Annotated in this window: 23 protein-coding genes; 14 read left to right on the top strand and 9 right to left on the bottom strand. The window is 71.3% G+C overall.

Features of this window, described 5'->3' with window-relative positions; genetic code table 11:
* Positions 1-116: 116 nt before the first annotated feature.
* Together LK06_RS26730 and LK06_RS26725 are read right to left on the bottom strand one after the other, a co-directional pair.
* Positions 117-611, bottom strand: a complete 495-nt coding sequence (locus LK06_RS26730; protein WP_086083515.1) for an RDD family protein — start codon at positions 609-611, stop codon at positions 117-119.
* Positions 608-1651, bottom strand: coding sequence for a hypothetical protein (locus LK06_RS26725; RefSeq protein WP_159025063.1), 1044 nt, complete (start codon positions 1649-1651; stop codon positions 608-610). The genes LK06_RS26730 and LK06_RS26725 overlap by 4 nt, the downstream gene beginning before the upstream one ends.
* 123 nt (positions 1652-1774) lie before the next feature.
* On the opposite strand from LK06_RS26725, the gene LK06_RS26720 reads away from it, so the two are divergent.
* Positions 1775-2131, top strand: a complete 357-nt coding sequence (locus tag LK06_RS26720) for a carboxymuconolactone decarboxylase family protein (protein ID WP_039648524.1) — start codon at positions 1775-1777, stop codon at positions 2129-2131.
* A 141-nt stretch (positions 2132-2272) separates the two neighbouring features.
* On the opposite strand, the gene LK06_RS26715 is transcribed toward LK06_RS26720, so the two are convergent.
* The gene (locus LK06_RS26715; protein WP_174673940.1) at positions 2273-2746 is read right to left on the bottom strand and encodes an indole-3-glycerol phosphate synthase; all 474 of its coding nucleotides are present in this window, start codon (positions 2744-2746) and stop codon (positions 2273-2275) included.
* A gap of 155 nt (positions 2747-2901) precedes the next feature.
* Positions 2902-3765, bottom strand: coding sequence for a pyrimidine reductase family protein (locus LK06_RS26710; protein WP_039648526.1), 864 nt, complete (start codon positions 3763-3765; stop codon positions 2902-2904).
* 37 nt (positions 3766-3802) lie between these two features.
* On the opposite strand from LK06_RS26710, the gene zapE reads away from it, so the two are divergent.
* The 7 genes from zapE to LK06_RS26680 all read left to right on the top strand — a co-directional run bounded on the left by zapE (position 3803) and on the right by LK06_RS26680 (position 10702).
* Positions 3803-4906: a cell division protein ZapE gene (gene zapE, locus LK06_RS26705; RefSeq protein ID WP_039648527.1), complete on the top strand. Its 1104-nt coding sequence runs from the start codon at positions 3803-3805 to the stop codon at positions 4904-4906.
* 320 nt (positions 4907-5226) lie between these two features.
* A complete protein-coding gene (locus LK06_RS33460) occupies positions 5227-5622 on the top strand; it encodes a hypothetical protein (RefSeq protein WP_043407810.1) in 396 nt (131 codons plus the stop codon).
* 83 nt (positions 5623-5705) lie between these two features.
* Positions 5706-6284 carry a carbonic anhydrase gene (locus LK06_RS26700; protein ID WP_039648528.1) on the top strand — a complete coding sequence of 193 codons (579 nt, stop codon included), beginning with the start codon at positions 5706-5708 and terminating at the stop codon, positions 6282-6284.
* Between the two features lie 8 nt (positions 6285-6292).
* A complete protein-coding gene (locus LK06_RS26695; protein ID WP_039648614.1) occupies positions 6293-7783 on the top strand; it encodes a SulP family inorganic anion transporter in 1491 nt (496 codons plus the stop codon).
* Positions 7784-7895: 112 nt separating this feature from the next.
* Positions 7896-8867: a slipin family protein gene (locus LK06_RS26690; RefSeq protein WP_234367514.1), complete on the top strand. Its 972-nt coding sequence runs from the start codon at positions 7896-7898 to the stop codon at positions 8865-8867.
* 86 nt (positions 8868-8953) lie between these two features.
* On the top strand, positions 8954-9808 hold the full coding sequence (locus LK06_RS26685; RefSeq protein WP_039648529.1) for a polysaccharide deacetylase family protein: 855 nt from the start codon (positions 8954-8956) through the stop codon (positions 9806-9808).
* Positions 9809-9982: 174 nt separating this feature from the next.
* Positions 9983-10702, top strand: coding sequence for an aminoacyl-tRNA hydrolase (locus LK06_RS26680; protein ID WP_039648530.1), 720 nt, complete (start codon positions 9983-9985; stop codon positions 10700-10702).
* Between the two features lie 176 nt (positions 10703-10878).
* On the opposite strand, the gene LK06_RS26675 is transcribed toward LK06_RS26680, so the two are convergent.
* Both LK06_RS26675 and LK06_RS26670 read right to left on the bottom strand, forming a co-directional pair.
* Entirely contained in the window at positions 10879-11760 is an 882-nt protein-coding gene (locus LK06_RS26675) for an IS3 family transposase (protein ID WP_052319015.1), read from the bottom strand.
* Between the two features lie 2 nt (positions 11761-11762).
* Positions 11763-12062, bottom strand: coding sequence for a transposase (locus LK06_RS26670; RefSeq protein WP_043434762.1), 300 nt, complete (start codon positions 12060-12062; stop codon positions 11763-11765).
* Between the two features lie 566 nt (positions 12063-12628).
* On the opposite strand from LK06_RS26670, the gene LK06_RS26665 reads away from it, so the two are divergent.
* From LK06_RS26665 to LK06_RS26655, 3 genes are all read left to right on the top strand, one after another.
* Complete coding sequence (locus tag LK06_RS26665; RefSeq protein ID WP_043405195.1) at positions 12629-14185, top strand: MbnB/TglH/ChrH family RiPP precursor modification enzyme; 1557 nt, start codon at positions 12629-12631, stop codon at positions 14183-14185.
* A gap of 106 nt (positions 14186-14291) precedes the next feature.
* Entirely contained in the window at positions 14292-15062 is a 771-nt protein-coding gene (locus tag LK06_RS26660; protein WP_043434761.1) for a DUF4142 domain-containing protein, read from the top strand.
* A gap of 301 nt (positions 15063-15363) precedes the next feature.
* On the top strand, positions 15364-17028 hold the full coding sequence (locus tag LK06_RS26655; RefSeq protein WP_039647977.1) for an alpha/beta hydrolase: 1665 nt from the start codon (positions 15364-15366) through the stop codon (positions 17026-17028).
* Between the two features lie 4 nt (positions 17029-17032).
* Here the strand turns inward: LK06_RS26655 and hemQ are convergent, their stop codons facing one another.
* The gene (gene hemQ / locus LK06_RS26650) at positions 17033-17764 is read right to left on the bottom strand and encodes a hydrogen peroxide-dependent heme synthase (protein WP_039647979.1); all 732 of its coding nucleotides are present in this window, start codon (positions 17762-17764) and stop codon (positions 17033-17035) included.
* A 5-nt stretch (positions 17765-17769) separates the two neighbouring features.
* Entirely contained in the window at positions 17770-19239 is a 1470-nt protein-coding gene (gene hemG, locus LK06_RS26645; protein ID WP_071659124.1) for a protoporphyrinogen oxidase, read from the bottom strand.
* 181 nt (positions 19240-19420) lie between these two features.
* On the opposite strand from hemG, the gene LK06_RS26640 reads away from it, so the two are divergent.
* Together LK06_RS26640 and LK06_RS26635 are read left to right on the top strand one after the other, a co-directional pair.
* Positions 19421-20437 (top strand): DUF4349 domain-containing protein, encoded by a 1017-nt coding sequence (locus LK06_RS26640; RefSeq protein WP_052269656.1) that lies wholly within the window; start codon positions 19421-19423, stop codon positions 20435-20437.
* Positions 20438-20464: 27 nt separating this feature from the next.
* Positions 20465-21871: an FAD-dependent oxidoreductase gene (locus tag LK06_RS26635; RefSeq protein ID WP_043433359.1), complete on the top strand. Its 1407-nt coding sequence runs from the start codon at positions 20465-20467 to the stop codon at positions 21869-21871.
* A gap of 32 nt (positions 21872-21903) precedes the next feature.
* Here the strand turns inward: LK06_RS26635 and LK06_RS26630 are convergent, their stop codons facing one another.
* On the bottom strand, positions 21904-22173 hold the full coding sequence (locus LK06_RS26630) for a hypothetical protein (RefSeq protein ID WP_071659123.1): 270 nt from the start codon (positions 22171-22173) through the stop codon (positions 21904-21906).
* A gap of 91 nt (positions 22174-22264) precedes the next feature.
* Here LK06_RS26630 and LK06_RS26625 point away from each other — a divergent pair, with 91 nt between their 5' ends.
* Positions 22265-23089: a rhomboid family intramembrane serine protease gene (locus LK06_RS26625; RefSeq protein ID WP_043405185.1), complete on the top strand. Its 825-nt coding sequence runs from the start codon at positions 22265-22267 to the stop codon at positions 23087-23089.

The following is a 23089-nucleotide window of genomic DNA, read 5'->3' as shown; positions in this document are numbered from 1 at the left end:
GGATGACGGAAGCAGCGCGGCGAAGGCTGCGGGCCAAGGAGCGGCGGGGCAGCACGACCAAGAGGCAGCAGTCGGGGCGCAGAGGCCGTGTCACCCAGGGGCGGTGGAACGGCGGCTCAGCCGTGCGGACGATGGACGCCGGTCCGGGAGTGGCCGTACCAGTCGTGCACCACGGCACTGCCCACCACGAGGTCCTGGACCGACGCCCGGCGGCGGCTGACGGGAATCCACAGCAGGCCCAAGGGGAAGACGAGGTAGAGGACGGCCCGCAGCACCGCGGCGGCCAAGGGCAGGCGGCCCCCCGACCGGTTCGTCACCCGCAGGCCCATCACGTGGTCGCCGACCGTGCGCCCGACCGTGCGCCAACTGCCCGCGAGATAGACGGCCGCGAGGGCCGAACCGTACCCCGCGGCGCCCCACGGACCCAGATCGGGCAGGGTGAACGGCGGCCCGAGCAGGAGATGCCGCAGTACCGCGTAGCCGAGGTCGATCACCGCGACCGTCCCGAGCACGACGAGAAGGTCGATCACTGCCGCCGCCACACGGGTGACGAGCCCGGCCGGCAGACCCTGGACGGCGACCGTGCCGCGCGGACGGGCCACCGAGGTCACGGCGGGTCCGCCCCCTCGCCCGGTTCCCCGGACCCACCCCCGCCGGTCGTCGGCTGCTCCGCGGCGGCCCCGGGTCCAGGGCGTTCGTCCGGCGCGGGCCGCCGCGGCGCGGCATCCCCGTTCGCCCCACCGCGACGCAACAGCCGGTCGGTGATCCGGTCCACGAACCGGTCGGCGCGGGCGTTCTGGTCACGGACGGCGTCCAGCGTCTCCGCCGTGATGCTGCCGCCGGTGTCTCTGACGATCCGCCCGACGTCCAACGCTTCCAGGACCTGTTCGACGTGGGTGACCAGGTCCACGCGGTCCAGTACCGCATCCAGGTCGACCCGGCCGACGACCCGGTCCATGTCCAGCCGGTCCGCCACCGCGTCCAGATCGACACGGCCGGCGACGGCATCCAGGTCAACGCGCCCCACGACGGCGTCCAGATCGATCCGGGCCAGGAGGGCATCGACGTCCACGCGGGCGAGGACGGCGTCCAGGTCGACGCGGGCGAGGACCGAGTCGAGGTCCACGCGGGTCAACAGGGCATCCAGATCGGCACGCTGGGCCACACGGTCGACGTCCAGGCGGTCGGCCACGGCATCCAGGTCGACCTCGTCCAGGACAGCCGCCGTCACGGCCCCGACCAGCGTCCGCGCGAGCAGTCCGGCCTCCTCCCGGGCCCGCGCACGTTCCATCGCTCCCCACGCACCCCAGTCACGGATCCTTCGGTCGACGGCGCCCAGCACGGCAGGTGGCACGAACAGCCGGGTTGCGGCCCGCGCCCACCGCCCGGCCCGGTCGGCCGTCCCCACGACCGCGGACAGCGACCGCCGCTGGGCCGCCAGCGCGAACCCGAGGGCAGCATCCTGCAGGGGCGTGAGCCGGCCCGGCGCACGCGGAGAGTGGGGGCGTGCCGCCGAGACGGTCTGCGCGACCAGGTCGACCAAGCCCACGACCAATCGCGTGACACCCGTGGAAACGGGCCGTTCCAGGACATCCGCACCGGTTCCAGCGGTCGGCGCCGAGGCGTGCGGTTGCTCCGCGGTTCCGCTCACGCAGCCATCACAGCACCCGGGCCCGCGGCACGCCCTCACCCGGGAAGGGTGAGCCAGCGACACCCGATGGGCTCCTACGGTGGCGGGGCAAACAGTCGGCACACGCCAGGAAGGCGACCGGACATGGCCACCACATCGGACGCTCCCGTCCTCGACACCCTCGCCGCCATGACGATCGACTCGATCGAACGCTGCGGCCTGGACGACCGCACGCTGCTACTGACCCGCATCGCCGCACTCGCCGCCATGGATGCCCCGGCGATCTCCTACCTCGCACACGTCGATCCCGCGATCAAGGCCGAGCTGACCGTGGAACAGCTCCAGGACGTCCTCGTCGCGATCGCCCCCGTCGTCGGCACGGCACGCGTCATGTCGGCCGCGAGCCACATCACCCAGGCATTCGGTGTGGCCATCGCGCTGGCCGAGACCGAGGCCGAAGGCATCGCCGAAGCCGAGGCCAAGAGCCGCGGCGGGTCCTGAACACGAGCGGATCCCGAGCCCGGGCGTCGACCTCGCGCCCGGGCGTCGGGTTCACCGCGAAGAAGCGCTGCCCGAGGGGGAGAGGACGGCACGACCTTCCCGGGAAGGGTCAGCCCGGAGGAGCGTCCTGTGCCCCGTGCCTCATGTCTTGCTGTGCGAGAACAGCTTGAGCACGGGCACGCCCACCTTGTGGCGGGCTCGCGAAGCCCAATCACGGTGGAAGAACTCCTCCACGTAGTGCGGATCGGTCAGCACGATCACCTCATCGGCGCCCACCTCTGCCACCAGCGCCTTCAACGCGTCCAGCGGATGTTCCTCGACCAACCGCCCCTCCGCCGGGCTCCCGGCAGACCGGAGGGCCTGCACGGAGACCTCCAGAGCCCGTTGTCCGACGCTCTTGGCCTCCTCACCCTCCGGGGTCTCGCCCTCACGGACGGCCTCGTCGAGCTCCCCGAGCGCGATGTCGTCGAGGGCCCGTAGCAGCCGGTCCGCCTGGTCGCCGCGCGGCTGCAGCAGCACGTGGAAGGACACCTGCTCGTCTCCGTGCAAGGTAGTGACGAACTCCACGTCGGCGGACGTCAGGGCCTTCTCGATCATCAGAACGCTTGTGAACACCAGGCGCCTCTTCTCCTGCGAGGGCCTGCTGGGCCCTCTGTCCTACGGGGCCCGGCGAGGCCCCTGCGGAAACCATCCTGCCCCGTGATCGCACGGGTTGTGCCGGACTAAGTCTGCCCACCGGAAGATAAACGGAACGGTAGATTCCGCTGTTTTCAGGAGCGACGGTAACGACCGAACAGAAATCCGTCCTCTTCGAGAAGGGATGCCAGCGCGAACCGGCGCGGCACGGCAACCGACGGCCCCCCGGCAATCCGCTGGGCATCGCCCGCGGTGAGCATCGGCGAGACCGTCAGGCACAGCTCGTCCAACACGTCCGCGGCGATCAGCTGACCGAGCAGTCGGGGGCCGCCCTCGGTGAGCAGCCGGGTGTGGCCGAGGTCGACGAGCGCCTGCACGGCTCGCGCAGGGTCGACCCCCGCGCCGGCTCCGGCGGTCACGACCTTGGCACCCGCCTGCTCGGCGGCGGCCACCCGGTCGGGGGCGACCGCAGCCCCCGTCAGGACGAGCGTGGGCACCAGGGGCGAGGTGAACAGCGGGAGCGAGAAATCCAGCTCCAGACTCGCGGAGACGACGGCGATCGCCGCGGCAGGACCCTGCCCTGCGGCCCTGCGTGCCCCCGCGAACTCCGCACGTGCGCGAGCCGGCCGGTAGCCCTCTTGGCGTACCGTTTCAGCACCGACCAGGACGACGTCCGCGAGCGCCCGCAGCGTGCCGAAGATCCGCATGTCGGCGGCGCTGGAGATGGGCTGCGAACGCCCCTCGTGCTGTGCGGCGCCGTCGAGCGTGGAGACCATGTTGGCCCGCAGCCACGAACGCGGGGCACCCGGTGCGGGCTCCGGATAGGCGTAGGCGGTGGCCAACTCGGTGAGGCTCCACTCACGGTCAACGAGCGCTGCGGCAGCACCAGCGGGCCCGGCAACCCCTTCCCCCCTCTCCGTGCCCCGGCCGGAGGTCTCCGCGCCCCCGTCGGGAGCCCGGGCTGCTGTTTCATCGGTCACAGGGAACAGGCGTCGCATGTCGTGCAGTGTGACACGGCGCTTAGCATGGGTAATCGTGTCGTCTTCCACCGCTGCCCCCGGATCCAGCCCTCTGACCGACGCGGGCCCTTCGTCCCTGTGCGCCCGTGAGCCGTACGTCCCCGCGGAACGACTGGTCGCCGAGATGGTGCCGCCGCCGCGCTTCGACGCGGTCCGCTTCTCCACCTACCTCCCCGACCCGAGGCAAGTCAGCCAGAGCGAGGCCGTAGAGACGCTGGAGGGCTTCTCGGCCGGGCTCGGCGGGGCGCACGCCTCCGGCTCCGGCAGGCGCGGTTTCTTCGGTTTCGGCAGGGCGAAGACGCCCAAGACCCCGGTCGGCCCGCGCGGGGTGTACCTGGACGGAGGCTACGGCGTCGGCAAGACCCATCTCCTCGCCTCGCTCTGGCACGCCACTCCCGCCGAGCCGTCACGCAAGGCGTTCGGCACCTTCGTCGAACTGACCAACCTGGTCGGCGCCCTCGGCTTCCAGCAGACGGTCCGGACCCTGTCCGCACACAGCCTGCTGTGCATCGACGAGTTCGAGCTGGACGACCCGGGCGACACGGTGCTCGTGTCGACGCTGCTCGGCAAGCTGGTCGAAGCGGGCGTGGCCCTCGCCGCCACCTCCAACACGCTGCCCGGCAAGCTGGGCGAGGGCCGGTTCGCCGCGGCCGACTTCCTGCGCGAGATTCAGGGCTTGTCCGCCCATTTCCGCGCCCTGCGCATCGACGGTGAGGACTACCGCCACCGCGGCCTTCCCGAAGCGCCGGCGCCGTTCACCGACGAGCAGGTGACCAAGGCGGCGTACGCCACCGAGGGCGCCTCGCTGGACGACTTCCCACACCTGCTGGAGCACTTGGCCAAGGTCCACCCCAGCCGGTACGGCGCACTGACCGACGGGGTAAGGGCGGTCTGCCTCACCGGTGTGCAGCCGGTGCCGGACCAGTCGACGGCGCTGCGACTGGTGGTCCTCGCCGACCGGCTCTACGACCGCGAGGTGCCGGTGCTGGCCGCAGGCCTGCCGTTCGACAAGCTGTTCAGTGAGGAGATGCTGAACGGCGGCTACCGCAAGAAGTACTTCCGCGCGATATCCCGCCTCACGGCCCTGGCCCGTGACGCGAAGGGACTGGTCAGCTCATAGACCGGCCTCACGGACCGGCCTCACGGCTGCATCTCTACGGCGGCCGGCCACTGGTGGTCGGCCGCTGACCGCCCACCGCTGACCACCAGCAGGCGGTCGACCGCGCGTCGGCAACTGCCAGAGCTGCTTCTAATACCCGATCACATATGGGCCAGTCAAGAGCTAGATCACGCCACGCCAACCGCACTTTTCACGCTCTCTTGCGCGCGTAACGCGCAGTTAACCCTGCAAAGACCTTTGCAGGGTTAACGTACTTCTTGACCATTCATTGACTAATGCTTGGCGTACGCAAGAGGCGTAAACTTCCGGAAGGGAGGCGCATGTTCCGAGGTATGACGGGGTGGGCCCTGCTCGGCCTCCTCGCCGTGGCATTGCTCGCGCTCCGCCCCTCCCCTACCGCGGGAGCCTTCGCATCCGCGCACACGCCCCGTCAGGCATTGGCCAACACCGAGCCCGAAATCATCCCCTGCACTACGCCGGTGCGTGATGAGAGGGATACGTTCCGCGGTTCCGGCGACCCGGGCAGCCCCGTCGGTATCCCGCAGGCACACGACCAGCAGCGCGGTCCGGCCTCCAGCCGGACACGAACGCACCCGTCCATAGCCGACCGGACGACCGAGACAGCCCCGTCGGTCGCGTCCGGCACCCCGCACCCCCTCGCCCCGGGAAAGCCCAGAGCCCATGCCCCGGCGGCACTCCAGGTCTTCCGCTGCTGAGGGCCGGGCCGAAACCCGGTCCCCCCACAACCGTCGTTCAAGCCCGACGCGCCAGTGCCGCGCGCCAGGAGGAACCCACAGACATGCAGCCCCTCATCGACAACGCCCGTACCTTCGGACAGCGCCCTGAGGAGTTCGCCAGACTCGCCGAAGGCCAGTCCCCACAGGTCCTGTTCATCACCTGCTCCGATTCCCGGGTCGTTCCGGCCCTGATCACCGGCGCGCGCCCCGGAGAACTTTTCGAGCTGCGCACCGCGGGCAACATCGTCCCGCCCTATGCCTCACAGCAGCCCACCGGCGAAGCGGCCACCATCGAATACGCCGTCGAGGTACTGGGCGTCCGCGACATCGTGGTCTGCGGTCACTCGCACTGCGGCGCGGTCGGAGCGCTCGTACGCGGTGACGACCTGACCGCCGTACCCGCCGTGCGGGACTGGCTGGCGCACGCCGCCCCGCGCCCGGCCGGCGCGGCCGAGGATCCAGAGGTCGCCGAGGGCGTCCAGAGCCACGTCCTGACCCAGTTGCTGCGACTGCGCTCGTACCCGTGCGTCGGACGCAAGCTGGCGCAGGGGCTGCTGGGCCTGCACGCCTGGTACTACGAGGTGCACACCGGCGCCGTACGGACGCACCGCCCGCAGACCGACACCTTCGAATCACTGTGAGCGCACCGATGACCGACAACCGCGCCCCTCGTGCTGCGCGAATATCCCGTTTCCCGTATCTCAGGCAGGACTTCACCGCTTCCCTCGTCGTCTTCCTGGTCGCGCTCCCGCTGTGCGTGGGTGTGGCCGTGGCCTCCGGAGTCCCGGCCGAACTCGGTCTGGTCACGGGGATCGTGGGCGGCCTCGTCACCGGTTTGATGCGCGGCAGCAGCCTGCAGGTGTCCGGGCCGGCGGCCGGTATGACCGTGCTCGTCTTCGAGGCGGTCAAGGAGTTAGGGCTGCCGGCGCTCGGCGCGGTCGTCCTCACCACCGGTGTGCTCCAGGTGGCCATGGGCCTGCTGAGGTGGGGCCGCTACTTCCGTGCCATCTCGGTCTCGGTGGTCGAGGGCATGCTGGCGGGAATCGGATTGGTCCTCATCGCCGGACAGCTCTACCCGGCGCTGGCGGCGAAGGCCCCCGACTCCGGCCTGGACAAAGTCGCCGGGCTGCCCGGTGCCTTCCTGCACGCCCTCAGTGCCGGACAGGCGCCGGCATCGCTCGCTGTCTGCACGGGCACGATCGCGGTGCTGCTCCTCTGGAAGCGCACCCCGGCGAGGCTGCGCGTGGTGCCCGCCCCGTTGGCCGCGGTCGGCCTCGCCACGCTTGCCGCGTTCATGCTGAGCCTGCCGGTGAGCACCGTCGAGGTGCATGGCCTACTGGACTCAATCCAGCCGCCGCCGCTGAGTTCTTTCGGCGTTCTGGCTGGTGTCGGTGCCCTCGGCACCGTCGTCGCCTTCACGCTCATCGCGTCCGCCGAATCCCTGTTCAGCGCGGCGGCGGTGGACCGGCTGCACTCCGGTCCCCGCACTGAGTACGACCGGGAACTCATCGCCCAGGGCACCGGCAACACGGTGTGCGGGCTGCTGGGCGCGCTCCCGATGACCGCGGTGATCGTGCGCAGTGCGGCGAACGTCCAGGCGGGCGCCCGGACGAAGGCCTCGCGCGTCCTGCACGGCGGGTGGCTGCTGCTCTTCGCCGCCCTGTTGCCCGGCGCCCTCGGGTACATTCCCGTCCCGGCCCTGGCCGGCATCCTGATCTACTCGGGCGCCAAGCTGGTGCCGCTCCGGGCGTGGGCCACGCTGTGGCGCGAGCATCGAGGTGAGGCGCTGGTCCTGTCCGTCACCGCCCTGTCCATCGTGACGGTCAGCATGTTCGAGGGCGTGCTGATCGGTCTGGCGCTGGCCGTCGTGAAGACCGCCTGGGAGGCCTCGCACATCAAGCTGGACGTGGTCGACAAGGGTGTCGGGCCCGTCGACGCGCATCTCTTCGGCAACGCGACCTTCCTGCGCCTGCCGAAGATCCTCGACAGCCTCGAGTCTCTCCCCCAGGACCGCCCGGTCCGGCTCGACCTCCGCGGCCTCCACCACCTCGACCACGCCTGCCGCACGGCCCTGGAGAACTGGGCCGAACGACACAGCACGACGGGAACGGAACCGGTGAGGATGATGACCGCCGGGTAGGTGACCCACCTCGGTCGGCCAGGTGGGCGAGCCACCGCCCGCCTCGGTCGACCGAGAAGTGTCATATCGTTGAATAAACGGGCATACCGGACCTCTGTACGAGGTGGTCATCATGGTCCAGGAGTTGCTGGGGGCGGTCGCGGCGGCGGCTTGCGTCGGCTTGTTGTACCTGGCGATGGCGGCCCGAGTGGTCAAGCAGTACGAACGCGGCGTGCTGTTCCGGCTCGGCCGTGTCGCGGGCGATGCACGGCTACCGGGGCTGACCTTGATCATCCCCTTCGTGGACCGGTTGCAGAAGGTCAACATGCAGATCGTGACGCTGCCGATCCCCGCCCAGGAGGGCATCACCCGCGACAACGTCACGGTGCGCGTGGACGCGGTCGTGTACTTCCGCGTGGTCGACGCGGAGAGCGCCCTGGTGAAGGTCGAGGACTACAAGTTCGCGGTCTCCCAGATGGCGCAGACGTCCCTGCGGTCGATCATCGGCAAGAGCGACCTGGACGACCTGCTCTCGAACCGAGAGAAGCTCAACCAGGGCTTGGAACTGATGATCGATAGCCCGGCCGTCGGCTGGGGCATCCAGGTCGACCGGGTCGAGATCAAGGACGTCTCCCTACCGGACACGATGAAGCGGTCCATGGCCCGCCAAGCGGAGGCGGACCGGGAGCGCCGGGCCCGGATCATCAACGCCGACGCCGAACTTCAGGCGTCCAAGAAACTCGCCGAGGCCGCCAAGCAGATCTCCGAAACCCCGGCCGCGCTCCAGCTGCGGCTGCTGCAGACCGTGATGGCGGTGGCGGCGGAGAAGAATTCCACGCTGGTCCTCCCCATCCCGGTGGAGCTGCTGCACTTCCTGGAAAGGGGCCCGAATCCGCACGCGGCGAACGCCGGCGAAGGGGCACGTGCGGGCTCGCGGTCCGCGCCCACGCAGGAGCTGGACGCGCAGCCACAGCCCTCAGTCGAACAGACCCTGACCAAACAGACCCCTGTCGAACCAGCGGAACCAGCCACACCGACGGAACCAACCACACCGGGGAAGAGGAGCGATCCGGTGCCTCTGGACGGCCGCTCGCCGCGCAGGTGACCGTATCGCCGCCGCGCGGGTGACCGTATCGCCGCGTCACCACCCATATCGCACCATTAGTACGCTTTTAGCCATACGTTCATACGGTGATCCCACCACTACGCCGTATCGTCGCCGTCTGCTCCCTGGGCGCGGCTCTCGCCGCCTGCGGTTCCGCGGGCCCTGCGGACACCGCCCGCCCGGCCCCAGCCAAGTCCTCCGCCTCCGCCTCCCCGTCCACCGCGCGCCCACCAGTACTCGCCCCCGGTCCGGGCGGCCTGACCCCGGTCTTCGAGCACGGCCCGCGCACCCTGGGCAAGAACATCGCGCTGACCTTCGACGCCGACATGACCGCGGACCAGGGACCGCGCGCGGCCTCCGGCGAGCACTTCGACAATCCGGAGCTCATTGGCACCCTGCGCACGCTGAAGGTGCCGGCGACCATCTTCATGACCGGCAGCTGGGCCGACCAGTACCCGGCCGAGGCCCGCAGCCTCGGCCACGACCCACAGTTCGAGATCGCCAACCACTCCTACAGCCACTATGCGTTCACCCAGGACTGCTACGGCCTGCCGACCGTCGACGCGGACCAGATGCGGGCGGACGTCGAGCGGGCGTATACCGCCTTCCGCACAGCGGGCGTACCGCACGCGCTGCCCTACTTCCGCTTCCCCGGTGGCTGTTACGACCAGCAGGCGCTGCGCGCGCTGAACGGGCTCGGGGTGACCGCGGTGCAGTGGGACGTGGTGAGCGGCGACGCCTTCGCCACGGACGCCGATGCGGTGGCCCGGCAGGTACTGGACGGGGTCAAGCCCGGCTCAGTGGTCGTCATGCACTGCACCCGCAGCGCCGCCCCGACGACCGAGCGGGTCGTACGCACAGTCGTACCGGAGTTGCGCAAGCGCGGCTACCGGTTCGTGAAGGTCTCCGAACTGATCGGCGAGACCACCGGGCAGCACTGAGCTGTTCCCTTTCCGCAGCAAGCGTGAGCGCCGTGGTCCACCGCACGGTCATCGGCGCTGCCGGGGCTGCGCAGGCGACGGCCCGCGGCGGCGCGCCCACCCCCAAGAGTCGGGATCTCATCGCGCGGCGGACACGTTGATCAGCGTGCTCGCGGCTTCATAGGGTGGGCTGTCGTGAACCACGTTCCAGCCCCCGGTGGCAGCCCCTTGCAGTCCGAGCGCACCCCACGCGACGAGGCCCCACAGTTCGTGCTGCCCCTGGTGGTGCGGGTCGAACGCAGTGCCCCGCCCGCCCGCACCGACGCGCTGGAGACGGCGGCCCGGGCCGTACTCCTGATGCTCAGCGACGAGCGTGCGCTCGGCGACGGCGAGTGGGCCGAGGCCGTACGGAACTGGGAGGACGCACGGATCCGGAAGGTCGTCCGGCGGGCCCGGGGCGCCGAGTGGAGGCGCGCCGTGGCGCTGCCCGGGATCACGACGACCGGGCGGTCCGCGGAGGTGCGGGTCTTCCCGCCCGTCCCGCTGCACGGCTGGCCCAAGGACCTGGCGAAGCTCCAGGTGTCGGGCACCGAACTGCACGACCCGGAGCCGCCGGCCGCGGCGGACCCGGCACAGCCGGTGCTGTGGCTGAGCCCGGAGCTGCAGATGTCGGCCGGCAAGGCGATGGCCCAGGCCGGGCACGGCGCCCAGCTGGCCTGGTGGGCCCTGCCCGACACCGCGCGCACCACCTGGCGTGACAGCGGGTTTCCGCTCTCCGTCCGCACAGCGGACCCCACTGACTGGAACCGGCTGACCGCCAGCGGACTACCGGTGGTGCGGGACGCCGGTTTCACGGAGATCGCCCCGGGCTCCGTGACGGTCGTCGCCGCTCATCCCGCGCTGCGCCAGGTGTAGTCCGGGACGGATCCACACGCGGGACGGTCACCGGCGCAGACGGGATGAGCGCACCCGTCGCGCGGGAAACGCGGCTCTGACTCCCCTCAGCCGCCGCAGGGGTCCCGTCAGTTCGATGTCCGCGTCGGCACCCGGACGAGGACTGAAGTTTCCCCGTGATCTTGGACACTCGTTCGTTATGCCGCGAGGGCGTGTTGATGCCGCTGCCTGGTCTCGGACGGTGTGAGGTAGCCGAAGATTTTGTGCTTGCGCAGGCGGCGGCGGTTGTAGAAGGTCTCGATGAAGGCGAAGACCTCGGCACGGGCGGTGACCCGGTCGGGCCAGGTCCGGGTTCCGATCTCTTCCTTGAGCAGGGCCCAGAAACTCTCCGCTGCTGCGTTGTCGAAACACGATCCGGTGCGTCCGCAGCTCTGCCGCAGCCCCAACTCCTGTATTCGATCCCTGAATTGCGCCGATGTGTACTCGCTGCCGCGATCGCTGTGGATCACGCATCCGGGCTCCAGACCGCCTCGGCCGTAGGCCATGTCGAGGGCGTCGACGACGAGCTCGGCGCGATGGTGATCGGCCATGGCATAGCCGACGACCTCGCGGGTGGCCAGGTCCAGCCAGCAGGCGAGGTAGAGCCAGCCCTCGGCCGTCGGGAGATAGGTGATGTCGCCGACCAGCTTGATCCCGGGACGCACGGCGTGGAAGTCGCGGCCGATCAGGTCCGGGGCCGGCTTCGCCTTCTTGTCCGGCCGGGTCAGCGAGCGGTGCTTGCGGCGGGTGACGCCGCGGATGTCGCGCTCGCGCATGACGCGGGCGACGCGCTTGCGGTTCACCCGGTGCCCCAGGCGCCGCAGCTCAGCGTGGATGCGCGGGACGCCGTAGGTGCGACGGGAGGCGATGTGGAGCACGGTGATCTCGTGGGCGAGCGCGTCGTCGGCCGCCCGGCGCTCTTGGCGGGCAGCCTCGCCCTCGCGCCAGGCGTAGGAGGAGGAGCGGGCCACATGCAGCACCCGGCACAACAACACGATCGGGTAGTTCGCCTTCTCCGCATGGATCAACCGGTACAACATGGTCACCGGTCGCTCTCCTTCACGAAGAAGGCCGTCGCCTTTTTCAGGATCTCGATCGTCTGCTGCTGTTCGCGGTTCTCTCTGCACAGCCGGCGCAGTTCCTCACGCTCCGCGCTGGTCAGCTCGCCCGGGGCGCCTTGGCCCTGGTCGGCCTTGGCCCGGCGGTACCAGCCGCGCAGGGACTCGGAGCTGATGCCGAGTTCCCGGGCGACGGCGGTGACCGTCTTCCCCGAGGAGTCGACAAGCGCGACCGCGTCCCGCTTGAACTCCTCGGTGTACCGCTTCGTGTACTTGCTTCCCACCTGGTGCTACTTCCTCTGGAACCTCAGGTCCCAGTCTCCAGGTGTCCACGATCAAAGGGAAGCTTCAAACTGCTGGTAATGCCCGGCTGACCGCCAGCCGGCCGGGACATGCGCGCAAGTCTTTGGCTAGCATGACGTGCGAGCATGAGGACATATCCTCCAGGTTGCCGGTCACGTGGTCGCTCATGTCCGGGGGATTGGTCGCCGATCAGTTGCCGGCATGGCAGCGCACCTCGGGCCGTGCTGCGCGGACAGCCTCCAGTGTTTCCCGCCCGGGCTGGCGAGGGCATCTGCCGACCGGAGACAGGCGGAGCGGGGGCTGCAAGTTCGAAGACGGCCAGCTCGGTCCGCAGCAGCCCGCGCCGAGTGCGACCACCGGGGCGAGGCCAAGGAGGAGCGCACCCCGCATCGACTGACCAGTTCCGCGGCGATGGCGAATTCCGCGGCCGCGCCGGAACCTCAAATGTTGCTCTGAACCGGGGCCGAGGGAGGTTGGGGCCCGCGCGCTCGGGGCCATATCCCTGTCACTCGACGCACCAGCACCAGGCCGAGGAGGGGGAAGCGCCATGCGGCGACTGGGCACGGGCATCGGCTGGCGGCCGGAGATCGCGGACGCCGTGGAGGGCATGCCGGGCATCGACTGGGTGGAGGTCGTGGCGGAGAACGTCTGCCCCGGCCATCTCCCCGAGTCGCTGCTGCGGCTGCGCGAGCGCGGCGTGACGGTGGTCCCGCACGGCGTCTCGCTCGGCCTCGGCGGCGCGGACCGCCCCGACGAGGGCCGACTGACCGCGCTCGCCGAACGCGCGGAGGTACTCGGCGCTCCCCTGGTCACCGAGCACATCGCGTTCGTCCGGGCGGGTGGCGCGCTCACCGCCTCCCCGCAGTTGGAGGCCGGGCACCTGCTGCCCGTACCGCGTACCTGGGACGCCCTGGGCGTGTTGTGTGAGAACGTCCGTCTCGCCCAGTCCGCGCTCCCGGTGCCGCTGGCCCTGGAGAACATCGCCGCCCTGTTCTCCTGGCCGGACGAGGAGCTGACCGAGGGGCAGTTCCTGTCCGAGCTGGTCGAGCGCACCGGCGTACGGCTACTCATCGATGTGGCCAACCTGCACACCAACCACGTCAACCGGGGCGAGGATCCGGTGGAGGCGCTGGCTGCGCTGCCGGTGGAGGCGATCGCCTACGTCCATGTGGCGGGCGGCTTTGAACGCGACGGCGTCTGGCACGACAGCCACGCACACCCCGTGCCGGCCCCGGTGCTCGGCATCCTCACCGACCTCGCCTCCCGGACCGCCCCGCCCGGCGTGCTGCTGGAACGGGACGACAACTTTCCCGAACCGGTCCAGTTGAAGGAGGAGTTGGAGGCCATCCGCGAGGCGGTCGGTGTCGGGCGTGCGCGGGCGGCAGGGCGGACGCGCACGGTGGCGCGGACGCGGACCGGGGCACAGAGGCAGACCGGGGCACGGACAAGGACGGTGGCACGGACGCAGAAGGCCAGGCGAACGCCGGGCGGGGTGGGCGCGGGAACCGCGGGCACGGCGCCCGTCACCGTGGTCGGCACGGGGACCGAGGAGACGGCGGCCGGCACCGTGGTCGCCGCGAGGACCGAACGGACCCCGGCCACCACCGTGACCGGCGCCAGGGCCCGTATCGTGCCGGCCACCGCGGCCGGCACGCGCGGTGCGGCCGGTGCGGGGCGGCCACTGGACGGTGTGCGGGAGCGGCTCGGGGTCGCCGAGGCGGCCGTACTGTCCTCGCTGGTGGCCGGGACCCCGGTGCCCGAGGGATTCGACCGGGTGCGGATGGGGGTGCAGGCTCGGGCACTCGCAGCGAAGCGAGCGGACGTGGTGGCGAAGGTCGCACCGGAGCTGCCGGACATTCTGGGCGCAGGGTACCGGCCCGCGTTCCTGGCGTACGCGAGGCGGCGGCCGATGAGCGGCGGGTACCGGCGGGACGCGCTCGACTTCGCCGGGCACCTGCTGGCCACGGGGCTGCCCCGGCGCGCAGTGGCGCGCCGGAGCCTGCAGGAGTGGTGGTTGGATCGTGCGGGCCCGGCGCCGAGGTCGCACGCACCGGTGGCGCGGGCCGCACGGGCCGCACGGAGGGTGCTGCTGCGCAGGGGGTGAGCGAACCCGACGGTGCCGTGCGGCGCACCCCGGTGCCCGAAGTAATATGCCAAGCCCGCACCCACCCCCTGGCAACCCTGGTGTGCGGTGCCGTACAGGAGGCGCCATGCGACCGCGACCCCCGCTCAAGGGCCGAGGCATCATCAGCGGCACCGGGCTGATCATCACCTGCCTGGCCGCGACGGCCGTCGCGCTGCTCTACCCGCTCTGGTCGTACGCCCACCGGCCGGACCCCGCCTCCGCGGACGTGCTGAGCGCACAGACCGTGATGACGCCGTACGGCCCGCTGTCCGCGCGGGACCGGGACTTCGTCGCCAAGGTGCGGCTGGCGGGGCTGTGGGAGCTGCCCGCCGGGGAGCAGGCGGAGCGGAAGGGGACCACGGCAGCCGTACGTGCCGCGGGGCAGCGCCTGGTCAACGGCCTCACCTCCCTTGACACGCATGTCCGGACCGTCGCCACCCAGCTCGGCGTGCCGCTGGCCAACCAGCCCGACCAGCAGCAGAAGCAGTGGCTCGACGCCCTGGACTCGGCGCAGGGCCAGGACTTCGACCGACAGTTCGCCGGCACCCTGCGGCTCGCGTACGGCCGTGTGTTCCCGCTGGCCGCCCAGATCCGGGCCGGCACCCAGAACTCCCTGGTCCGCGGCCTCGCCGACGACGCAGGCGCAACCCTCCTGGACCACATCAAAGCGCTGGAGGCGACGGGGTACATCGACTTCGCCACGCTGTCCCGGGAGCTGACCGCCTCGGCGTCGCCCGTACCGTCCCCGCCGGCCGTCGCCCCGAGCGCGGCAGTACCAGTGACACCCTCGGCGAACGAGCCGTCCTCCCTGCCGTCCGCAACCACCAGCCCGGCACCGCGACCGAGCAGCTCCTGACCGCACCGGGAACGGAACGTCGGATGCTTGCAACGCTCCGTCCGTCCAGCTGCCGAACAGGGCATGGTCCTTCCCGGTCCGGCCTTCACCCACCACGACGAGCCCCACCACGACGAGCCCCGCCCGGAGTGAGCCTCCGCCGGGCCGCCCGCGAGGCGCCCTCAGGGGGCGCACAGGGGGCATTGGCCCCGACACCGGCGGACGGTCCTTGCCTTCACCGGGAACCGACCGAAGCATCCCTTCTGTTGTCGCCGGGCCGTGGCAGCCGTGCCACCGCCAGCGCGCACCGAAGGGATACGCGATGAAAGCTGCCGCCCTGTACTCGGCCGCCGGGTCCTTGCTCCTGACCAGCCTGGCCGTGGCCCCGGCGGGCGGCACGCCCGCCACCCCCGGCGCGGCCGGAGCACCGGGCACGGCCGAATTGCGCGGCACCGTGGTGGCCGCGGCCCGCGCCCGGGCGGCGGGAATCGACTTCGGCCCCTGCTCCGCCGCCGACATGCCGGAGGCACCCAACAGCCTGCGGTGCGGCACGGTGACCGTCCCGCTGGACTACGCCCATCCCGACGGCAAGCAGATCGAGCTGACCGTCAGCCGGATCCGGGCCACGCGCAAGGACCCGGACGGCAGCGAACGGAAAGTCCCACGGCAGGGCGTTCTCGTCTACAACCCGGGCGGCCCCGGCGCCTCCGGCATGTACTTCCCGCTGATCGGTGTGATCCCGCAGTGGAAGCGGATCGCCGCCGCCTACGACCTGGTCGGCTACGCCCCTCGCGGCGTGGACCGTTCGGCGCCGCTCTCCTGTGAGGACCCGAAGCACTTCTTCAAGGCGCCCAGCGCCTCGCCGACACACCCGTCGCAGGCGTACAAGCAACAGCGGATCGCACGGGCGAGGGCCTACGCACGCGGCTGCGCCGAGCGGTCGGGCAGCGGCCTGCGCCACTACACCTCGCTCAACAACGCCCGTGACCTGGACGTGCTGCGGGCCGCGCTGGGACAGGACCGGCTGACGTTCATGGGCGCCTCGTACGGCACCTACTTCGGCGCGCTGTACGCGACGATGTTCCCCTCGCACGTGCGGCGCATGGTGCTGGACGCGCCGGTGAACCCGGACCCGGAGAAGATCTGGTACCGCGACAACCTCGACCAGTCAGCCGCGTTCGAAGACCGCTGGGCGGACTTCCGGGACTGGATCGCCCGCCACGACGACGTCTACCGGCTCGGCGACACCCCCGAGAAGGTGCAGCACAGCTACGACAGCGCGCAGAAGCGACTGGCCGCCGAGGCGGCGGGCGGAAAGGTCGGTCCGGGCCAGCTGCAGAACGCGTTCCTGACGGCCGCTTACTACGACGACTTCTGGCCGAGCCGGGCCGACGCCCTGTCCGCCTATCTGCACGGCGACCCCGAACCGCTGGTCCGGCTGGCGGCTCCCAGCCCCCGGACGGCAGCCGAGGCGGAGAACGGCAGCGCCGTCTACACGGCGGTCGAGTGCAACGACGCTCCTTGGCCGACGGACTTCAAGGTGTGGGACCGGGACAACACCCGGCTCGCCCGGGTGGCTCCCTTCGAGACCTGGGACAACGCCTGGATGAACCTGCCGTGCGCCTTCTGGCCGGCGCCCCGGCAGCAGCCGCTCGACGTACGGACCGGACCGGGCGAACTACCCCCGGTGCTGATCCTGGCAGCCGAACGGGACGCGGCGGCGCCGTACGCGGGCGCTCTGGAGATGAACCGGCGGCTGGCCGGCTCGGCGCTGGTGACGGAGCGGGACGCGGGCACGCACGGCATCGGCGGCGGCCCGAACGGCTGTGTCAACGCCTACTTGGACGCCTATCTGCTCCAGGGCCGCCTGCCGGCGCAGCACGCGTCCTGCGCACCGCACCGGGAGCCGGAGCCGGACGCCCCGGCCGGCCGCGCCGCGGTCCCGCCCTCGCGGGATTCCCTGGAGGACAGGACCGTCCGGCGCTGAGGGGTCAGGCCAGGCCCGCGACCAGCTCGGCCACCGACTTGCGGCGACCGGTGAAGAACGGCACCTCCTCGCGGACGTGCCTGCGGGCCTCGGAGCCGCGCAGGTGGCGCATGAGGTCGACGATGCGGTACAGCTCGTCGGCCTCGAAGGCCAGGATCCACTCGTAGTCGCCGAGGGAGAAGGAGGCGACCGTGTTGGCGCGCACGTCCGGGAACCCGCGGGCCATCTTGCCGTGGTCGGCGAGCATACGGCGGCGGTCCTCGTCCGGTAGCAGGTACCAGTCGTAGGAGCGCACGAACGGGTAGACGCTCACGTAGTCGCGGGGCGTCTCGTCGGCGAGGAACGCCGGGATGTGCGAGCGGTTGAACTCGGCGGGGCGGTGCAGCGCCATGTTCGACCAGACCGGTTCGAGGGTGCGGCCCAGCTTCGTGCGGCGGAAGAGGTTGTACGCCTCCTGGAGCTGGTCGCTGGTCTCAGCGTGCCACCAGATCATGAGGTCGGCGTCGGCACGCAGGCCGGAGACGTCGTAGGTGCCGCGGATCGTCACGTCCTTGGCGGCGAGCTGGTCGAACAGCTCCTGGACCTCGTCAGCGTATCCCGCGCGGTCCTCGGGCAGCACGTCCTTGAGCTTGAAGACCGACCAGAGGGTGTAGCGGATGACCTCGTTGAGGTCCTTGGCCAGCTTGCCCTTGTTCGGGACCCTGCCGGACTCGGTGATGGGGGCGTCGTCACTCATGGTCCCTATTCTCCCGCTCCGCCGTGCAGGCTCTGCACCGGGTTGGCCGTCAGCTCCGCCACGCCGCGCAGGTCGCCGGTCAGCTGGTCCACCGCCGCGTACGCGCTGGCGATGCACGCCGGGATGCCGACGCCGTCGTACTGCGCGCCGCACACCGCGAGTCCCGGCAGCTTGGCCACCCGGTCTCGGATGCGGGCCACGCGCGCGTGGTGACCCACCGGGTACTGGGGCAGGCCGTCCGTCCAACGGGTGACCCGGGTCTGGACGGGCACGGTGTCCAGTCCGATGGCCTCCCGCAGGTCGTGCCGGGAGGCGTCGACCAGGTCGGCGTCGTCTCGCTGGAGGATCTCCGTCTCACCGTGACGGCCCACGGACGTGCGCAGCACGATCACGTCCGGATCCTGCTCAGCGATCCAGCCCCACTTGTTGGAGGCGAAGGTGGACGCCTTGATGGTACGGCCGTCGACAGGCGGGACCAGGAAGCCGCTGCCCGCGGGGAGGTTCAGGCCTGCCCGCCGGTAGGCGAGGGTGACCAGGGCCATCGAGGCGTATTCGACGGCCCCCAGCTCGTCGGCCGCCTCCGGGGACTCGGCGCGCAGCAGCGCCGCGGCGACCGGGGCCGGTACGGCGACGATCACCGAGTCTGCGTGCAGCACCCGCTCCCCGGCCGCGACCCGCCAACCGCCGGCGGGCTCGCGACGCAGTTCGGTGACCGGTGTCCCGGTCAGGATCTCGCCGCCCCGCGCACGCACCGAGTCGGCGACCGCGAGGGGCAGCTGGCCGACCCCGCCTTCGATGCCCGTGAAGACCGGGCCCGTCTGCCGGCTGGCCGCGGCCTTGGCCTGGATGTCGCGGACGGCCTCGGTGAGGGAGGTGTGGGTGCGGATGGCCTGGAAGAGCTGCGGGACGGCCGAGCGCATCGAGATGCGGTACGCGTCGCCCGCGTACACCCCGCCGAGCAGCGGCTCGACCAGGCGGTCGACAACCTCACGGCCGAGCCGGGCCGCCACGTACTCCCCGACAGCCACGTCGTCGCCGACCTCGGTGCGGGGCAGTTCCGCATCCCGCTCGATGCGGGCCAGCCCCTCGTCGGACAGGACACCGGCCAGCGCACCGGATGTGCCGGGCACACCCATCACATGTCCCTTGGGCATGGGCCGCAGGGCGCCACGGGTCCAGATCGAGGCGGTCGCGGTGGCCGGCGGCTGGAGCCGTCCGGACAGACCCACCTCACCCGCGAGGGCCACCGCCTCGGGACGGCGGGCGAGCATCGACTCGGCACCCAGATCGACCCGGACTCCCGCGATCTCACCGGGCAGCAGTTTGCCGCCGACCCTGCCTCCGGCCTCCAGCACGGTCACGCGGGCGCCGTGCCCCAGTAGCCGGTGGGCTGCGGCCAGTCCGGCGATACCCGCTCCGATGACGACGGCGTGCCCCGCAGGTGTACCCGTTGCACTCGTACCCGTTGCGCTCATGCCCCCACTCTCTCAGACCCCGCCGGCACTCCCGCCAGGGCCGGAGGTCCCCTGCGTCAACGGCCCCGGTGTCCGCTCCGAGTTCGGACCGTAACAGCTTCGAGACCCCCCATCGCCAACGTCCCGGCGACGTCGGCCGTCATAGGAGCACTGTCAGTCTCAGACCTGGGGGGTACCACCCATGTGCGCACCGCGTTCTCTACATACCGTGCACTCCGTACGTACCGCGCACTCCGTCCGGGCCCTGGCCGGGCTCCTGCTCACTGCGGCCCTGGCACTCGCCGGGTGCAGCGCCGGCGTCTCGGGCGGCGACTCAGCGAAGCCCGCGGCAGGCGCCGCGAAGCCCGCCGCCGACGCCGCGGAGTCCGCCGCCGGAGCCGGACGGTCAGGCGCGCCCGGCGGTGCGGCGGGCAAGGCCGAGTCGACCGGGACACCCGTCCTCGCCCAGAACGCGATCATCCGCACCGCGTCCCTGACCCTCGTGGTCAAGAACGTGCCCGAGGCACTGGCGGCGGCCCGGACGACCGCCCGGGACGCCGGCGGCTACGTCGGCCAGGAACGCACGAGCCGGGACGGCGACGGCCACGAGCGCACCCGGATCGTGCTGCGTGTGCCCACCGCGAAGTACGACGAGGTCCTCACCGGGCTCCAGGGCACGGGCAAGCTGGTCCACCGCACGGCCAAGGCTGAGGACGTCACCGACCAGGTCGTGGACGTGGACAGTCGGATCACGTCGCAGCGGGCCAGTGTCGACCGGATCCGTGCGCTGATGGACCGGGCCACCAGGATGAGCGACATCGTCTCCCTGGAGGGCGAGTTGAGTAGGCGCCAGGCGGATCTGGAAGCGCTGCTGGCGCGGCAGGCGTCTCTGAAGGACCGCACGAGCCTGGCCACCATCACCCTGTCGCTGTCCGGTACCCCCGTGCGGAAGGCGTCCGGTGATGGTGAGCCCGGGTTCACGGACGCGCTGGCCGGCGGTTGGCAGGTATTCGTCACGGGGGTGCGCTGGATCACCCTCGCGCTCGGTGCTGTGCTGCCGTTCGCCGCCTTCACCGCCGTACTGGTGCTGCTGTGGCTGCGGGTGGTGCGTCCCCGGCTACCGCGCCGCACCCAGCCAGCGCCGGCGGCGACCGCGCTGGGCCCGCTGCCGTCGGCCCGGCCGGCACCGGAGTCCGCCGAGGAGGCGGACCGGGGCTGACGGGCCCCGCCCCCGTAGCGTGTTCCCATGGGCTTGAACGGTGACGCGCGGGGTGGCGACGGCAGAACGGAACGACTGGTCGTGATCGGCGGCGATGCCGCGGGCATGTCCGCAGCATCCCGGGCACGCCGGCTGAAGGGGCCCGGGGAGCTGGAGATCGTCGCCTTCGAACGCGGCCACTTCACGTCCTTCTCGGCGTGCGGCATCCCTTACTGGGTGGGCGGTGAGGTCGACGGACGCGACCGGCTGATCGCCCGTACGCCCGAAGAACACCGGCAACGCGGCATCGATCTTCGACTGCGCACCGAAGTGACGGAGATCGACCCGGCCGGGCGGCGGGTTCACGCGCGCGACGTCGACTCGGGCTCCGGGTCGTGGATGCCGTACGACAAACTTGTCCTCGCGACCGGCGCCCGCCCGGTCCGACCGGACCTGCCCGGAGCGGACGCTCCCGGAGTGCACGGCGTACAGACCCTGGACGACGGCCAGGCTCTGCTGGACACGCTCGCACGCACCCGTGGCCGTCGCGCGGTGGTCGTGGGGGCGGGCTACATCGGTGTGGAGATGGCCGAGGCGCTCATCCATCGCGGCTTCGGCGTGACGGTCGTCGACCGCGGCAGCGAGCCGATGCCGACGCTCGATCCGGACATGGGCCGCATGGTGCACCGGGCCATGGAGGGCCTCGGTATCACCATGGTGAACGACGCGGAGGTCACCGGGATCCTGACCGGTCCGCAGGGCCGAGTGCGGGCGGTGGCCACGACACACGCCGAGTACCCCGCTGACCTGGTGATCCTCGGTATCGGCGTGCGTCCGGAGACCTCCCTTGCCCGGGAGGCCGGCCTCCCCCTCGGCGCCCACGGCGGACTGCTCACCGACCTGGCGATGCGGGTGCGCGGCCACGAGAACATCTGGGCGGGCGGCGACTGCGTGGAGGTGCTGAACCTGGTCTCCGGCCAGGAGCAGTACGTCCCACTCGGCACGCACGCCAACAAGCACGGCCAGGTCATCGGCACCAACGCCGGTGGCGGGTACGCCACTTTCCCGGGCGTCGTCGGCACGGCGGTCAGCAAGGTCTGCGACCTGGAGATCGCCCGCACCGGACTGCGAGAGAAGGACGCCCGCCGGGTGGGCCTGCGGTACGAGACGGTCACCATCGAGTCGACCAGCCGGGCCGGCTACTACCCCGGCGCCTCCCCGATGACGGTCAAGATGCTCGCGGAACGCCGCACGGGCCGGCTGCTCGGTGTCCAGATCGTCGGCAGGGAAGGGGCGGCCAAGCGCGTGGACGTCGCCGCCGTGGCCCTCACGGCGGGCATGACGGTGGAACAGATGACGGCCCTGGACCTTGGCTACGCCCCGCCCTTCTCGCCGGTGTGGGATCCGGTCCTGGTGGCGGCGAGGAAGGCGGCGGCACGGGTCCGGGCTTCCTAGCGCCGCATCCCCGACCACACGGGCGGTACCCCCTAGGCCGTCCCGCTGGCCCGCGGCAGAGTGGAGACGGCCGCGGCGCCGGTGGTGTCCGCCGGCTTCGCGTGGGAAGCCGGCGGCCGGGCCGACCGCAGCCGGTGGCTCACCGCCTCGTCCAGCGTCACGGGCCGCCCCGTCTGTGCCGCAAGCCGCCCGGCGTCCTGACCGAGCCGCGCGACGTCCTCCCACGGGAGCCGTACGACCAGGGAGAGCTCCGCCTCCCCGTCGGGCAGAGCGTGCATCGCGGGGGTAACTCGTTCGCTCATCGCCTGTCCTCACATCGGTTGAAAGGACATACGAGCGCCCGCCCGGCACCGTTCACCGGTTCGTCCGCCTCGTCGTGGGCACTACTTGTGTGTGGTCATCCCCGTCCATGACGTGAACCCGGCGCGCCGCACCCCCTGGGTGACGTATGCCCTCATCGCGGCCAACGTCATCGTGTTCCTCTCCACGCCCGGCCTTACCGGTTCCGTGGCAGGCGGCGGTGACCTGGCGCAGTTGTGCCGTCTGCACGCCTTCCTGGACCACTACGCGCTGGTCCCGAGGGAGTTGATCCACCATCGGATGTCGCAGTCGGTCCCCACCGGCGATGTGGGGGTGGGCCCGGCCGGCCCGGGATGCATCGTCGGCCCGCCGCCCTACGGCAAGTCCCCCGTACTGTCCGTCTTCACGGCGATGTTCCTGCACGGCAGCTGGCTGCATCTGCTGGGCAACATGCTCTTCCTGCTGATCTTCGGCAACAACGTCGAGGACCGGATGGGCCACATCCGCTACGTCCTGTTCTACGTCGTCTGCGGCTACGCGGCCGGGTACGGCTTCGCGTTGCTCAACGACGCCTCCGGCGACCCGCTGATCGGTGCGTCCGGCGCGATCGCCGGGGTCCTGGGTGCCTATCTGGTGCTGTACCCGAAGGCCCGGGTCTGGGTCCTCGTCCCGTTCCTGGTCTTCCTCCCGCTGCGACTGCCCGCCTGGCTGGTGCTGGGCTTCTGGTTCGTGCTCCAGGCGGTGTACTCCTCCGGGGGCGTGGTCTTCGGCGCCGGAACCGTGGCGTACGCGGCTCATGTGGTCGGGTTCGTCACGGGCATGTTGCTCGCCCTACCGCTCAAGCCCGGCACCCCTCCCCCGCCGGAGCCGCCCGGCCTGCTGTTCGGCAGGCAGGCACGGCCCCGGTACACCGGGTGA

The organism is Streptomyces pluripotens (assembly GCF_000802245.2).
In the GTDB taxonomy this organism is placed as follows: domain Bacteria; phylum Actinomycetota; class Actinomycetes; order Streptomycetales; family Streptomycetaceae; genus Streptomyces; species Streptomyces pluripotens.
The sequence above is the reverse complement of the archived record's forward strand: the minus strand, read 5'-3'. Positions and strand labels throughout refer to the sequence as shown.